Annotated in this window: 14 protein-coding genes and 4 pseudogenes; 12 read left to right on the top strand and 6 right to left on the bottom strand. The window is 44.9% G+C overall.

Translation table 11 applies throughout. The features are described 5' to 3' along the window. Positions 1–36 precede the first annotated feature (36 nt). Positions 37–717 carry a phosphatase PAP2 family protein gene (locus JCM11217_RS09170; RefSeq protein WP_243679007.1) on the top strand — a complete coding sequence of 227 codons (681 nt, stop codon included), beginning with the start codon at positions 37–39 and terminating at the stop codon, positions 715–717. Here JCM11217_RS09170 and JCM11217_RS09165 read toward each other — a convergent pair. From JCM11217_RS09165 to psmA, 4 genes and pseudogenes are all read right to left on the bottom strand, one after another. Further along, on the bottom strand, positions 670–1,287 hold the full coding sequence (locus JCM11217_RS09165) for a tRNA (adenine-N1)-methyltransferase (protein ID WP_243679005.1): 618 nt from the start codon (positions 1,285–1,287) through the stop codon (positions 670–672). The two genes, JCM11217_RS09170 and JCM11217_RS09165, sit on opposite strands and share 48 nt — an antisense overlap. Next, positions 1,281–1,463: a hypothetical protein gene (locus JCM11217_RS15710; RefSeq protein ID WP_243679003.1), complete on the bottom strand. Its 183-nt coding sequence runs from the start codon at positions 1,461–1,463 to the stop codon at positions 1,281–1,283. Before JCM11217_RS15710 ends, JCM11217_RS09165 begins: the two co-directional genes overlap by 7 nt. Before the next feature lie 27 nt (positions 1,464–1,490). Further along, entirely contained in the window at positions 1,491–2,099 is a 609-nt protein-coding gene (locus JCM11217_RS09160; RefSeq protein WP_054842744.1) for a YkgJ family cysteine cluster protein, read from the bottom strand. Positions 2,100–2,131: 32 nt separating this feature from the next. Then, positions 2,132–2,874: pseudogene (gene psmA, locus JCM11217_RS09155) on the bottom strand (archaeal proteasome endopeptidase complex subunit alpha). Positions 2,875–2,993: 119 nt separating this feature from the next. Between psmA and JCM11217_RS15705 the strand changes: the two are divergent. The 4 genes from JCM11217_RS15705 to JCM11217_RS09140 all read left to right on the top strand — a co-directional run bounded on the left by JCM11217_RS15705 (position 2,994) and on the right by JCM11217_RS09140 (position 5,353). Continuing rightward, a complete protein-coding gene (locus JCM11217_RS15705) occupies positions 2,994–3,158 on the top strand; it encodes a hypothetical protein (RefSeq protein ID WP_243679001.1) in 165 nt (54 codons plus the stop codon). Continuing rightward, positions 3,152–3,784, top strand: coding sequence for a methyltransferase domain-containing protein (locus JCM11217_RS09150; RefSeq protein ID WP_243678999.1), 633 nt, complete (start codon positions 3,152–3,154; stop codon positions 3,782–3,784). Before JCM11217_RS15705 ends, JCM11217_RS09150 begins: the two co-directional genes overlap by 7 nt. A gap of 299 nt (positions 3,785–4,083) precedes the next feature. Beyond that, positions 4,084–4,608 carry a hypothetical protein gene (locus tag JCM11217_RS09145; RefSeq protein ID WP_243678997.1) on the top strand — a complete coding sequence of 175 codons (525 nt, stop codon included), beginning with the start codon at positions 4,084–4,086 and terminating at the stop codon, positions 4,606–4,608. 34 nt (positions 4,609–4,642) lie between these two features. Further along, the gene (locus tag JCM11217_RS09140) at positions 4,643–5,353 is read left to right on the top strand and encodes a phosphoglycolate phosphatase (protein WP_054842743.1); all 711 of its coding nucleotides are present in this window, start codon (positions 4,643–4,645) and stop codon (positions 5,351–5,353) included. Here the strand turns inward: JCM11217_RS09140 and JCM11217_RS09135 are convergent. Beyond that, the gene (locus JCM11217_RS09135) at positions 5,348–6,067 is read right to left on the bottom strand and encodes a hypothetical protein (protein ID WP_054842742.1); all 720 of its coding nucleotides are present in this window, start codon (positions 6,065–6,067) and stop codon (positions 5,348–5,350) included. The two genes, JCM11217_RS09140 and JCM11217_RS09135, sit on opposite strands and share 6 nt — an antisense overlap. Positions 6,068–6,183: 116 nt before the next feature. Here JCM11217_RS09135 and JCM11217_RS09130 point away from each other — a divergent pair. Next, positions 6,184–7,820 (top strand): annotated as a pseudogene (locus JCM11217_RS09130) (B12-binding domain-containing radical SAM protein). 2 nt (positions 7,821–7,822) lie between these two features. Here JCM11217_RS09130 and JCM11217_RS09125 read toward each other — a convergent pair. After that, complete coding sequence (locus JCM11217_RS09125; protein ID WP_054842805.1) at positions 7,823–8,368, bottom strand: phosphoribosyltransferase family protein; 546 nt, start codon at positions 8,366–8,368, stop codon at positions 7,823–7,825. A 487-nt stretch (positions 8,369–8,855) separates the two neighbouring features. Here JCM11217_RS09125 and JCM11217_RS15700 point away from each other — a divergent pair, with 487 nt between their 5' ends. From JCM11217_RS15700 to JCM11217_RS09100, 6 genes and pseudogenes are all read left to right on the top strand, one after another. After that, positions 8,856–9,014 (top strand): hypothetical protein, encoded by a 159-nt coding sequence (locus tag JCM11217_RS15700; protein ID WP_243678996.1) that lies wholly within the window; start codon positions 8,856–8,858, stop codon positions 9,012–9,014. Between the two features lie 73 nt (positions 9,015–9,087). After that, positions 9,088–9,930, top strand: a complete 843-nt coding sequence (locus JCM11217_RS09115; protein WP_054842804.1) for a slipin family protein — start codon at positions 9,088–9,090, stop codon at positions 9,928–9,930. A gap of 9 nt (positions 9,931–9,939) precedes the next feature. After that, positions 9,940–10,992, top strand: coding sequence for an ATP-dependent Clp protease proteolytic subunit (locus tag JCM11217_RS09110; protein WP_243678994.1), 1,053 nt, complete (start codon positions 9,940–9,942; stop codon positions 10,990–10,992). Between the two features lie 41 nt (positions 10,993–11,033). Then, positions 11,034–11,306, top strand: a complete 273-nt coding sequence (locus JCM11217_RS15695) for an NfeD family protein (protein ID WP_243678993.1) — start codon at positions 11,034–11,036, stop codon at positions 11,304–11,306. Positions 11,307–11,344: 38 nt separating this feature from the next. After that, a pseudogene (locus JCM11217_RS09105) lies at positions 11,345–12,078 on the top strand (DUF1614 domain-containing protein). 46 nt (positions 12,079–12,124) lie between these two features. After that, positions 12,125–12,807 (top strand): annotated as a pseudogene (locus JCM11217_RS09100) (HAD family phosphatase). The last annotated feature ends 16 nt before the right edge of the window (positions 12,808–12,823 follow it).

The raw sequence follows: 12,823 nt of genomic DNA, 5'->3' as shown, positions 1-12,823 counted from the left end.
GTAATACTAATAAAATTTGGCGTTACGGCATGATTAATGAATTTTAGGGTTGAGCGTAAACACCTCTACATAGCACTAACGCTGTATCTTCTCTATACCCTATTAACGATCTACGTAGTTACGAAAGGAGAAGACACCCCACTAAATACCTACCTATCTTCGCAATTTTCAACAATAAACTGCCCCCAGTTGTCGCCTCTACTCACGGTAATCAGTGTCGATGATTACGGAAGGGCGTTTTTCTGGATACCCGTAGCCCTGATACTCTGGTACCTCGGCGGTAGGTATAGGAGGGCTAGCGTTCTCATGGTTTCAGCCTTCGTGGTAAGTCTAGTACTTGGTGAGCTAATGAAGCACGTGTTATACGAGCCAAGGCCATTCCTAGTACTGCATATAGTGCCATTAATTCACGAGCAGCCGGACTCCTCATACCCATCAGGCCATGCATTGATTGTGAGCACCGGGGCGTACTCAGCAATAATGGCATTGCCCTGGTATATATCATTACCCTTAACGGTGGAGGCACTACTTGTTTCCTACGGTAGGGTTTACGTTGGTGTTCACTGGCCATTAGACGTTATCGCAGGTTGGTTGTTGGGAATAGCCAATGTTGAACTCGTGATTGCACTACCCTGGTATTACGACCTCGTTTATGCAATAATGAGAAGGTTACTTGGCTGGCTTACCTATAGACGTGAGGGTTCTTCGCCCAATTAATACATAGCCAGTATGGGCATTAACCCAGGTCTGAGGCCTAACTTCATTTGGCTCGGTCTTCCACTCCCTAACCATGACGTCAAACATCCGGACATCAACATAGCCATAATCGCGCATTGCCGCGAGTACCCTAATTACCTGGTTCACCGTGGGTACGTAAACCACGAGAATCCCATCAGACCTCAGCGCTTCCGTTGCCTTGGGTATCGCGTTCCAGGGATCACCCATATCCAGTATCACCGCATCCAAGTCCCTCTCGGCAAATCCGTCGGTGATTACGTCCCTTAGCTTCAACTCAACCCAGTCAAGAAGTCCAAGCATTTCGAGGTTCTTCCTAGCAATGTTTATGGCATCCTCCCTCTTATCATAACCATAAACTCTACCGTTGGGTCTCACGTAGTAAGCGAGCATGGCGGTCATAAACCCACTCCCAACACCAGCCTCTGCAACCCTACTGCCTGGGCCAATCCCTGCATTGATTATTATTTGGGCTGCATCCTTTGGGTAAATAACCTGGGTAACCCTATCAGCTCTCTCGAGTAGGATATCCGTAATTAACGGCCTTAGCACCGCGAGGTCATAGCCAGGTTTGTCCTTATTAAGGTGCCGTATTCATGGTCAATAATATCATCAGCATTCACGATACCCCCCCTTATCGTACTTATCCTCAAACCCTTAACAACCTTAATCACTGACCTAACGCCATCACCAACAATCAGTACGTAATCCCCATCCTTAATGGGCATATTAATCAATGAGTATGTAGGGATTATTTATGGATTTTTACGGGAATACTCATCAACAACCGCCTCAATGTAGTTCATGAATTCCTCAATAGTACCCTTAACTAACCTCCTCTTAAATTGTTCATTCCACTTTTCAATAACTTCCCTAAACTCGGCCTTCGCCTTAACCGAGTCCTCAATCGATGATATTTCCACCCTGAAATTAGCGTAGCCTCCCCCCCTGCCAATTCCTGGGCAATACCCAAGGGCCTTATCATAAACCTCGAACTTAACCACGCCATTATTAAGCCAGTAAATGAATGGGTAGTACCTACATACATTGGGCTTGACAGGGTGTACCGAGCAAATCAGCTTATCGCCAACCCACTTATTAAATATGCACGTGCCATCAAGCCTCTTCTTAAGCACAAGGTAGTACTCACCATCCCTAAGCCTTATCACGGGCTCATCCCAATCAGCGGCCATGTCCTTTGGGAATAGGGCGAGGAATTCTCGAGGTCTCATCCCCCCCGTATACCTGGCAATCCTAATGACATCTCTATGCGTCACCGGTATCCAGTAACGCCTACAGCACTCGCCACACAATACACAGGTGAATCTAACCCTTGGAAATTCAGCTCTTACTATGGTGCTCATAATTGATTTAACAAGAAATTTTAGGTGGTTTACTACGAGGACTGCGTTTGAGGTGAGGATCCCTTAACCTCCTGAAGGTACTTATTTATCTCATCCGTGGTTAACTTCCTAAATAGCTTCGTCTTAACATCGACAATCCCTATCTCAAGCCTATCGGGTTCGGGTGCCTCGAGCACGAGGCTCAAAGCCCTAATGGCAAGCTTTATGCACTCATCAAGGTTCATGTCATACTTATACTCCTTCTCAAGGAACTCCGTTATTCTAGATGACTCGGCACCCATGGCGACCGCGTAGAAGCCGAAGTAAATACCGCCTGGGTCTGTCTGGAATAGCCTTGGTCCATGCTTATCAACACCGCCGACAATCAAGCGGCGCCGAATGGTCTCACGCCACCATACTGCGTATGCATCTGTTTCAGATCGCTAATTCTCTTAGTTAGTAGCTCGACGTCTATGGGTTCATCATAGAGCAACTTATGTGTCTGTGCCTCCTGCCTTGCGTACTCGATGAGTACCCTGGCATCCGATAACAGGCCTGACGCGGCGATTCCAATGTGGTCATCAATCATGTACACCTTCTCAATACTATTCAAGTCAATTAACGCACTAACCTTCCTCTTCTCGGCAGCGAGCACAACGCCATCAACGCATTTAATACCGACTGTCGCCCAACCTCTCTTAACAGCCTCACCAGCATACCTAACTTGATATAGCTCACCCTCCGGGCTGAATATCGTTATGGCCCTATCATACCCGTAAACCTGTGGTGAGAACATACCCTTCGTTAATGCCTTATCAAGTGGGCTTTTTAAATCAAACCTACTTAATTGTTTATTTTATGGTTATGATTTGACGCGTAAGCTTTTTAAATTAGTAATCGGGTCCGATATCGAATATGAGAATAGCAATATCGGTGAGTAATGGCTTTGTTTCAGGACCTGGCGAGGGCGATGAGGTGTGGATTATCGAGGTTAGGGATGACGGAACCTACGATGTAGTTGAGCGTTACGAAAACCCAGCTAAGTATGCTCAACAGGTTAGGGGGGGGTATTCATGCTAAGGAGTGTGCTCGAACGTGGAGTTGACACAGTAATACTATCTGAAATTGGGCCTCCAGGTTATAGATGGGCCGTTGAGAGGGGTGTTAGGATTTACATATTTGAGGGGCGAGTTGAGGATGCGATTAGGGCATTTATCGATGGCAAGTTAACTGAGGCACAGGGACCAACACATGGTGAGCATCATGGGCATCACGGTCACCATGGACACCATAGGCATATCGAGGGTCTTGGGGAATACGACTTTCTTAAGCCCTACGTGAGTAGTGGTATGGTTATTGCAGACCTAGGCTGTGGTGAGGGTTATTACTGCAATTTCTTTAAGGACTACGCATCGAGGCTTTACTGCGTTGATGTTGATGAGATCGCGATTGAGGAGGTTCGCAGGAGATTCGGTGGCTATAGCAACGTGACCATACTTAATGAAGATGCCACCAATACATCAATACCAAGTGGTAGTGTTGACTTGGCCTTCATGTCCAACGTGTTTCACGATATTGAGGACAAGGAAGCAGCCGCTAAGGAGGTTAATAGGATTTTGAAGCCTGGTGGTCGGTTATTAATTATTGAGTTTAGGAAAGACGTAGTGTTTGGTCCGCCATTTAAGCTAAGCCCCCGAGGAGGTTGAGCAGTACTTTAGTAAGGAGGGATTTGTTAGGGAGGGTTATGCCGAGGTTTCTCCCTATCATTACATGCTCGTTCTTAAAAAGGTAAGCTGAGGTGCAGGCTGGATATATTTTACTACGGTTTAAATATAGGCATCAATAGTTAGATAATGATGAGTTATGAATCCTGAGCCTAATTGGCTCTCTCGATATAGGGACATCATTGATAGATTAAGGCTTGTCCTGTATGAATTCGAGAATGGAGACCTTAATTTTCAATCCTTCATTAATGAAGTAAATAAGGCATTGATTAATTGCGGGTATGACCCCCATCAAGGTCTTAATATCTGATTTAATGACAAGCTTCTTTGGGGGGGCATATGCCGTGTATGTTCCACGTAAGCCGATACCCATCATGTACGTATCGACGGAGCTCATGAACAAGCCTAAGCCGTTGCTCGGCAGGGTATTAATACACGAGGTATTTCACCACGTGCTTTATCAAAGACCCCCATCACCGTTATTTAAATTGGCGCCAAGAAGAGTTGAACCTCTTATCCTCATAACCATACCACTAATGCTAATCATAGCGTTGGCAATACCATTCAATGAAATATTACATGATTTCCTGCTATACATAGTCATTATGTTATCTACGGTTATGACGTCGGTAATGGCTATATTAATAAAGGCATTGAATGAGCATGAATTAGTGGCCACAGCATTAGTAATATACATGATAACTGGTGAATGGGTTAAGGATTGGACGTATTACCATGATGAGAATGCATTAATGAGCATTAAGTGGAGAGAATCCCTTATCCCTAGGGAAGTCTCTGCAGCGTAAAAGGGTAAAAAGGGCTCTGTAATTAAGGTGCTCGATGGTTAAGCTTATACTGCTTGATATCGATGGTACACTAACAAGGGATAGGAATACGGAGGCCCTTGATCCAGACGCCATAGCTGCTATCCAGGAAATCGTGAATAACTACGTTGTTGGTCTCGTAACTGGTAACGCCTTAATAGTTACTCAAGCCCTCTCACGATACATAGGTTTACCCAGGGGGGGGTCGCCCCTCATTGCTGAGAATGGGTGTATCGTGGATTACAAGGGTGATGTGCGTGAATTGTGTGAGGATTTGAATTTAAAGGAGGTTGCCTTAAGGCTTATGAAGTTAATACCTGGCTTGAGACCAACATATCAATTTAATTATAGGAAATTTGATATAACACTATGGGCGCCTAGGGATCCTTACGAGTTGGTGAATATCGTTAGTGAGGAGTTAAGGAGGATGAACTTGGATGGCAAGGTAAGGGTTTCCCATAGTGGCTATGCCCTGCATCTACAGCCGATTAATTCAAGTAAGGCGGTGGCTGTTAAATACCTATGTGATATAATGGGTATATCCTGTAATGAGGTTGTTTATATAGGCGATAGTGACACTGACGTAGATGTAATGGGTGTGGTTGGTTACGGAGTTGCCGTTTCAAATGCAACGGATGAGCTTAAGAGGAGGGCTAAGATAGTGCTTAGCAAACCCAGTGGTAAGGGTGTAGCCGACTTCCTGAGAAATTACCTACCCAGGTTATGATTTCCTAAACATCATCAATAGGTAGTTATAGGCGTTCTCAACGCTGAAGTTATTCCTGACGAAATCCCTGAAGTCATCATACCTCCTAATAAAGTCATTATTTAACCCCCTTACAACATCATTCCATAGGGATTTACCCAAGCCCACATTACCTGCCAGTTCGATGCTAAGCGGTATGTCGAGTGCCAATGTCGTTATTGCGCAGTCAATGGTTGGTTGGCAGGTGGTTAATAAGTTCTTCAATTCATCCCTATTAAATGCGTTTACTAGGTATTGAATTAGCGCTTGGTACTTTGCTATTACGAAGTCAATGGTCCTTCTGAGCATGGCTAATGAAACCCTATGTACCACATTATCACTCATGTTCTGCGGCACAGCCCACATACTAATTAATTCAGGATCGCTCATAATCTTTATGAGGGCGACTTCACGTAATGCCATGACCCTGACCTCACCCTCCCTTAGCCGAAGTAGTTTGCTGGGTATTACGGATATTACGGCTTGCCCTCCTGCATCAATGTACTTTAGGGGGGGCTGCTCCTCATGGGTCACGGCCTCAATGCCTAGGGCCTCCCTTACCTTATTATGGTCATCCGTTATGTAAATAATAACATCATTACTCGGTACATTAAGTTCTTCAAATGCCCATTCAATGATGTTCCTGACATTACTTAGATCGTTGGCTGGGACCTCTGTTAGTTGAATTATATCCACGTCATGCGTACTTCATTGAGGTTAATATTCCTTAATTAGCAGGGCAGAGATACAAGTGAGAATCTTAAACAGTGGTAAAAGTTTTTAAAGGAATTGTACCCCCCCTGCTTTCACTAATGGTATTACCAAAGTACGATGTTGTATTGACCACAGATCGTTCAATGATGAGTAATTATCATGGCAAGGAGTTCCTAGGGTTCGTGACGACGGGACCATTATTCATAACGGTGGGTCCATTTAAGAAGCTTGGTGAGTGGATTCACGAGTACATAGCAATGCCTAAGATGAAGGTTGATAAGTATGGTAGGCCTTACCAAGCGCCCTATGGCATGAGGAAAATAGAGGCTGCACTACTTGACGCTGGTATTAACGCGGCAATAATAGACCCAGACCATGTGCATAAGTACATACCTAACGCCAGGATACTCATGCTTAGCCACCATGATTACTTTGGGCTTAACCCACCATCATCGACTTGGTCAGCAATCGTGGGTAGGGAACCACTTAATGCATACTCGTTTAGGAGGTTCATGATGAGGATTAGGCCATACATAATGGATGCTAAGAGCAGGAATGGCCTTAAGGTGGTGGTTGGTGGTCCAGCAGCATGGCAGTGGTTATACCTGCCGGAGCTAATGGACTTTTTTGGGATCGACACCGTATTCGATGGCGAGGGTGAGAAATTAGTTGTTGACTTTGTTAAGAGGATTCTTAATAATGAGCCTGTGCCTCGGTACGTATATGTCGGCGTGAATGATGCACCAAGTATTGACGAAATACCAATAATAAAGTACCCAGCCGTTAATGGTTTTGTTGAGATAGGCAGGGGGGGATGTCCAAGGGGCTGTGCCTTCTGCCCGGTTACAATAAGGCCGCTTAGGTGGTACCCACTTGAGAAGATTGAGGAGGAGTTGAAGCTGCATATTAAGTACGGAGTCGTGCATGGCTTGATACATGCTGAGGATGTGCCACTATATGGTTCAACAGGTGTTGAGTTAAATCCCGACAAACTAATTAAGCTACACCAGCTCGTTAAGAGATACTACCTAACAATGGCTTGGAGCCACACAACACTGGCATCAGTACTGACGGCAGAGAAAAAGTATAATAAATTGGCTACGAAGATCGCTGAGATAATCGAGGATGAGCACCAGGAGTGGTGGGGGGGTGCGCAGGTAGGTCTTGAGACGGGTTCGAGGAGGTTGGCCAAGGCCATAATGCCGGGTAAGGCTGCGCCGTTCAAGATTGAGGATTGGTGGGACGTTGTTGAGGAGGCATTGGGCGTGATGCATGATATTAAGCTCATACCTGCTAACGGTGATTATAGGATTACCTGGGGGAGACGGAGGACGACGTTATGGAGACGATAGAATTACTTGATAGAATAAGGCCTTATAGGAGCTTAGTGGTGCCCATGTTCTATGTGCCATGAACACATAAGGCTGAGAAGGACGGCTGGATAATCAAGTACAACCTAATGCCTGAGCACATTGAGTTAATGAAGAAGATGTTCGAGCACAGTATATACTGGGCTAAGGACATTGTGAACCACTTCTACCTAAAGGGACCGCAGTACTGGCCGGTTAGGGTTGCCGTTAATTACTTCATGAATTACGTGGAGAAGAGGGTTAGGGCCTTATACGATAGGCTTGACCAAATCGCCGCTGAGATTAAGAATAGAAAGCTAGTTTCAAAGGTAGAAGCTCCTAAGCTCATGGAGTTATACACATCATCTAGTGAGGAGGAGGATTAAGGTTAGGTCCTCATTAATTCCTGCATTTTAACTAATTCGTGGCTTGTGAATATTATCCTGGCATCATTAATACTAACATTCTTGAAGGTCTCGAAGCTCTCCCATGGATATATAATGTAGACCCACCTAACCCACTTATAGGCGTAGTAATCAGGTATGTACTTACTCGATATCGCCTTATAATCCAGGACGGCCGTCTTAACATCCCTAGCGCCAAGCCTAATCAACACCTCTTTGGCCGTACTAAGTGTTAACCCAGTGTCACTAACATCATCTATCAATAGCACTCTAAGGTCTCTAATGTCGATACTTGGCCTATACTTAATGACTACGTCATCCCTAGCCTTACCAAAGCCCCCCCAGTGCGCCAATTGCATGAGGTCCGTGGGTATTCCAAGCATGTCTGCCATTAATGACGCCATCACAACGCCACCCTTGGAGATGCCTATTAACACGTCTGGTTGATAGCCACTTTTAATAATGTCCTGGACCAATTTCATAACACCTCTCTCAATATCTTCCCACTTATACCGGTGATAATCCGCCATTATGACTTGTGGTAGGGGGGGTGGTTTATAAACCAATCGTTTTACGTACTTAAATAAATACCGTAACCACGAAATCAGGATACCTAAAGTATTTATTGCGTTAGCGCGGGATAAGTAATGAGGACTAGATGATTAATAGGTACCAAGCAATAATGATTCTGGGAGCATTATTAATAGTAATTTCATCAATACCAATCTACTACTCACACCAGGAATCAAGTATTTCGTATAATCATATTAATGCAACAACATGTATAAGAGTCCTCAATAGCATTATTAATGGATCATTAACTAGCGGTAGGATAGGGGGGGAGGTTATAAGGTCTATGAGTCAGTCGTTGCTTATTTCGATTGAGGTAAATATAGAGTATACTAATGGCACCAGCATGACCTACGGCTATTACGTACCGATTGGAGCGAGTGGCGTGGCAATAATGCCCATGGTCTCCGGAAATATCGAGATTTTCGGTAGATCCACTGCGCGTATGTGGGTAGTAATTACGTGGTTAATGTATTCATTGGGCAGTACGCATTGGCGCCATACTTATTTGGCGTTGGTACAGCACTTATAATAATGGGTTTTGCATTAATTGCGTTGGGTGATTACTTAAGGGATAAGTATGTGCGTCGTATTTCACGTTATTGATAATTCATAGTCGAAGGCTGAAGTATTCGCGTTGGTAAATAGGTTTATTAATAACCTTACCTTAACCTACTTAATGTATATGCAATTACCACTTCAGGTATTGCTTCAGGTAGGCACAATAATAGTGGCGGCCATATTGGCGATAATACTATTAATAATCATTATAGCGATTCTCGCTTACTCGATTAGGATAGTTCCTGAGTACCAGAGAATTGTTAAGCTTAGGCTTGGTAAGTATAAGGGCATTTATGGGCCTGGCATCGTCTTCATAATACCATTCATTGATAGGCCAATAACGATGGACCTAAGGGTACTCTCAATTGATTTATCAAGCCAAAGAGCCCTGACTAAGGATAATGTTGAGGTTACGATAGACGCCGCGGTTTACATGAGGATCATTGACGCGGCCAAGGCCGTGCTCTCGGTGACCGATTATAGGAGTGCCACGGCTACGCTTGGCGCGGCTGTTCTGAGGGATGTCATTGGTATGGTTGACCTGGACACATTACTCACGCAGAGGGAGGAGGTTGCCAAGAAGATAGCCTCTATAATCGATGAGCATGTTAGTCCATGGGGGGGCGTTAAGGTAACGGCAGTTGCGATAAAGGACATAAAGCTGCCCGACACATTAGTTAGGGCCATGGCAGCCCAGGCAGAGGCTGAGAGGATGAGGAGGGCCAAGGTTATCCTGGCTCAGGCGGATTATGAAGCCTCGCAGATGTATCTGAAAGCCGCCGAGACCTACAACAAAAACCCAATATCACTGACGCTTAGACAGCTTGATACACTGCTTGAGGTTGCTAAGGAACACAACCTAATATTGGTTGTACCAAGCTCTCTTGAGGTAACCACATTGTCGACATTGGCTGCGGCGGCATTGAAGAAGCAACAGGAGGGTTCAAGCGCCACGCAGTAGGGAGTAATTATGCAGCCTGGGCGTGGATTATCAACCCTAATAATTATTACCACGTTATTAATGGCGGTATTAACACACGTGTTAATCGCCGGTTCTAGCACATACGTGGTTCATGAAATATACGTGTTCAACCTCAATGGTGAAATAACCGACCTAACATATGAGGAATTACAAAACGCATTACGGCTTGCAGAGTCAACCCCCCCAAACTCGGCGTTGCTAATAATCCTGAAGACGCCAGGTGGTGAGTTGGATGCCGCGTTAAACATAGTATCAAGTATTGAAAATGCAAAAATACCGGTGATAGGCTTTGTGTACCCCCCCACGGGCTCGTATGCGTGGTCTGCAGGTACGCTGGTCCTTATGTCTACCACCATAGCCGCAATGGCGCCTGGCACGGTAATAGGCTCATGCCAGCCCGTCGAGATAAACCCAATAACCGGCCAGGAGATATTCATAAATGAGAGCAAGATACTCAATGCGATTAGTCAGTACTTCGTGGAGGTTGCCGAGTTCAGGGGGGGTAGGAATGCAACCTTTGCCCATGACTGTGTGTTCTACAACACAAACCTAGGGCCTAAGGAGGCGCTTAGGTATGGCGTTATAAACTTCATAGCCACAGACGTAGACTCACTACTTAATGAGATAAATGGTAGTACGATAAATGGGGGGGTCACGTACTACGTGATTAACCCCCCCACCATTACCTATTACCAACCGGGCATTGGTTACCAGGTCTATGAGGCGCTCATTAACCCCCCCACGATACAGGACCTACTGGCTGGGTTGGGGGGGCTTCTTCTCGCAATAATTGGCTTTGCCATAAGGCATTACTACCTGGCTGGGGGGGTTGGCGTAATATTGATGATCATACCCATGCTTACGGGGGGGCTATCAATTAATTGGCTTGGCTTAGCATTACTAATTATTGGTTTAGCCGCGATAGCGATTGACGTGCATGCAGGCTTTACAACCCATGCAGCATTGTTCATAGCGGGTATAATACTCACGGCGTTAGGCATAATACTCCTCCAACCAACCTACACGCTCAATCCTGGCTGATAGCTACGAGCCAGGTTGAGGCGAGGATAGTCTTATACGCATTGATTGCCTTCGTGGGTGGGTTTGGCGGTTTCATAGCGGCTAAGGTAATAGGCATAATAAGGGCCAGACCGCTCTCGGAGAGGCTTTATTGGCCCGTTAACGATGTTGGGATTGCAGTTGATGATATTAATAAGGGTGATATTGGTTACGTAAAGGTTAGGGGGGGAGAGTACTGGAGGGCTAAAGCCCTCGAGAGCGTTAAGAGGGGGGGTTCCGAGGTGATCGTTGTTGGTGTTGATGGCGATACACTGCTTGTAAAGCCCACTGGTTAGTTACGTTTATTAAGCTTAGCGATAATCATCACAGGGTAATGGCGGTGAAATACGACGTAAGGCCGAGGCTTGGTATTAGATTTTCATTACCTGTAAATATAATAATTTTCATAGGATTTCTTGTAATATCGCCTTTACTCTTATTTCTATTCCTTGTCTTAGTCACCATAGGCATCCAGCCATTACTCGCATTAACACTAACACTGGGTTCCTTACTGGCGAGTTACATTAACGTGGTTGTGGCTGAGGTTACTTATTACGTACCATTTAACCCATTCATGGACTTAATGAAATTATTCCCAATGCCTATCATTATACAGAGAGTTGATAAATTATTTCTTGAAGTGAATATTGGCGGTGCGGTGATACCAACAATAATATCAATATACCTAATAAGTGAGTACTTAATTCACAATGTATTAATATTAATCTCTTTCATAGTATCGCTAATAGCATCATCATTAATAATATGGCAGAGCGCCCGATTAATACCTAGCATTGGTATTGCATTGCCAACGGCATTACCAGTCCTCCTGACGCTGATGTTTACGTTAATATCCACGGCAGTACTCCACGCAAATCCCCTGGCCTTCTCGTATAGCCTTGGCTCATTATCGACACTACTCGGTGCTGACATACTCAATATTAAGAAGGTGATAAGGTTAATGAGGGGGGTTATGTATCAATTGGAGGTGCGGGCGTTTTTGACGGCATATACATAACCGGGCTTATGTCATTAATACTGGCATCGCTTTATAGGGTCCTCCTTTGAGTTATGGGCAAGTTTTTAATCCCTCCTGAATCAATAATTAGTTGTGATGAGTTACAGGTCTACCGATGGCAATGACGATGCCTTGCTAACTGATGCCAGAGGAGTAAGGGCCGTGATATTTGACCTGGACGGTACCCTGGTGGATACCGTACCACTGCATGCTCTATCATGGATAGAAACATGTAAGCGCCTCGGACTTCCTGCACCGACCATGGAGTACGTGGGCACACTAATGGATTAAGGGCCCTAGACATAGCCAGGAAATTATGCGGTGAGAAAATCGCCGAGAAAGCCCTCGAAATTAAGAATGACATATACCTATCATTGCTAGGTAATGCTAAGACAATTAATGGCGCGCCCGAGTTATTAAGGTTCCTTAAGGATAGGGGTTTAATAGTTGGCGTCGTTACATCAAGCTCCCGAAGAGTTGCCACTAAGGTTCTTGAGGTGACGGGTCTTTACAGGTATGTTGATGCCCTTATCGCTGGCGATGATGTTAGCAGGGGTAAGCCGAACCCTGAACCATTACTGAAAATACTTAATTTACTGGGGCTTAGTGTGGATGAGGTTATAGTTGTTGGTGATTCAAAGTATGACGTTGAAATGGCGTTGAATGCCGGGGTTAGGACCGTGTTTTTCCTGGGCTATTACAACGATCCTCGGGTAATAAGCATTAAGGGCTTGTTGGATATTACCCGGTATTTCGATCAATTCCCAATTAAGCATTAATTTTATTAATTTTCCC

The organism is Vulcanisaeta distributa JCM 11217 (genome assembly GCF_001316005.1).
GTDB classification, from domain to species: Archaea; Thermoproteota; Thermoprotei; order Thermoproteales; family Thermocladiaceae; genus Vulcanisaeta; species Vulcanisaeta distributa_B.
The sequence above is the reverse complement of the archived record's forward strand: the minus strand, read 5'-3'. Positions and strand labels throughout refer to the sequence as shown.

Excerpts from the sequence above, each read along its gene's own strand:
- JCM11217_RS09115 (WP_054842804.1), top strand. The coding sequence starts at position 9,088 with ATGTATATGCAATTACCACTTCAGGTATTGCTTCAGGTAGGCACAATA.
- JCM11217_RS09170 (WP_243679007.1), top strand. The coding sequence starts at position 37 with ATGAATTTTAGGGTTGAGCGTAAACACCTCTACATAGCACTAACGCTG.
- JCM11217_RS15705 (WP_243679001.1), top strand. The coding sequence starts at position 2,994 with ATGAGAATAGCAATATCGGTGAGTAATGGCTTTGTTTCAGGACCTGGC.
- JCM11217_RS09160 (WP_054842744.1), bottom strand. The coding sequence starts at position 2,099 with ATGAGCACCATAGTAAGAGCTGAATTTCCAAGGGTTAGATTCACCTGT.
- JCM11217_RS09140 (WP_054842743.1), top strand. The coding sequence starts at position 4,643 with ATGGTTAAGCTTATACTGCTTGATATCGATGGTACACTAACAAGGGAT.
- JCM11217_RS09110 (WP_243678994.1), top strand. The coding sequence starts at position 9,940 with ATGCAGCCTGGGCGTGGATTATCAACCCTAATAATTATTACCACGTTA.
- JCM11217_RS15710 (WP_243679003.1), bottom strand. The coding sequence starts at position 1,463 with ATGCCCATTAAGGATGGGGATTACGTACTGATTGTTGGTGATGGCGTT.
- JCM11217_RS09145 (WP_243678997.1), top strand. The coding sequence starts at position 4,084 with ATGACCCCCATCAAGGTCTTAATATCTGATTTAATGACAAGCTTCTTT.
- JCM11217_RS09150 (WP_243678999.1), top strand. The coding sequence starts at position 3,152 with ATGCTAAGGAGTGTGCTCGAACGTGGAGTTGACACAGTAATACTATCT.
- JCM11217_RS09125 (WP_054842805.1), bottom strand. The coding sequence starts at position 8,368 with ATGGCGGATTATCACCGGTATAAGTGGGAAGATATTGAGAGAGGTGTT.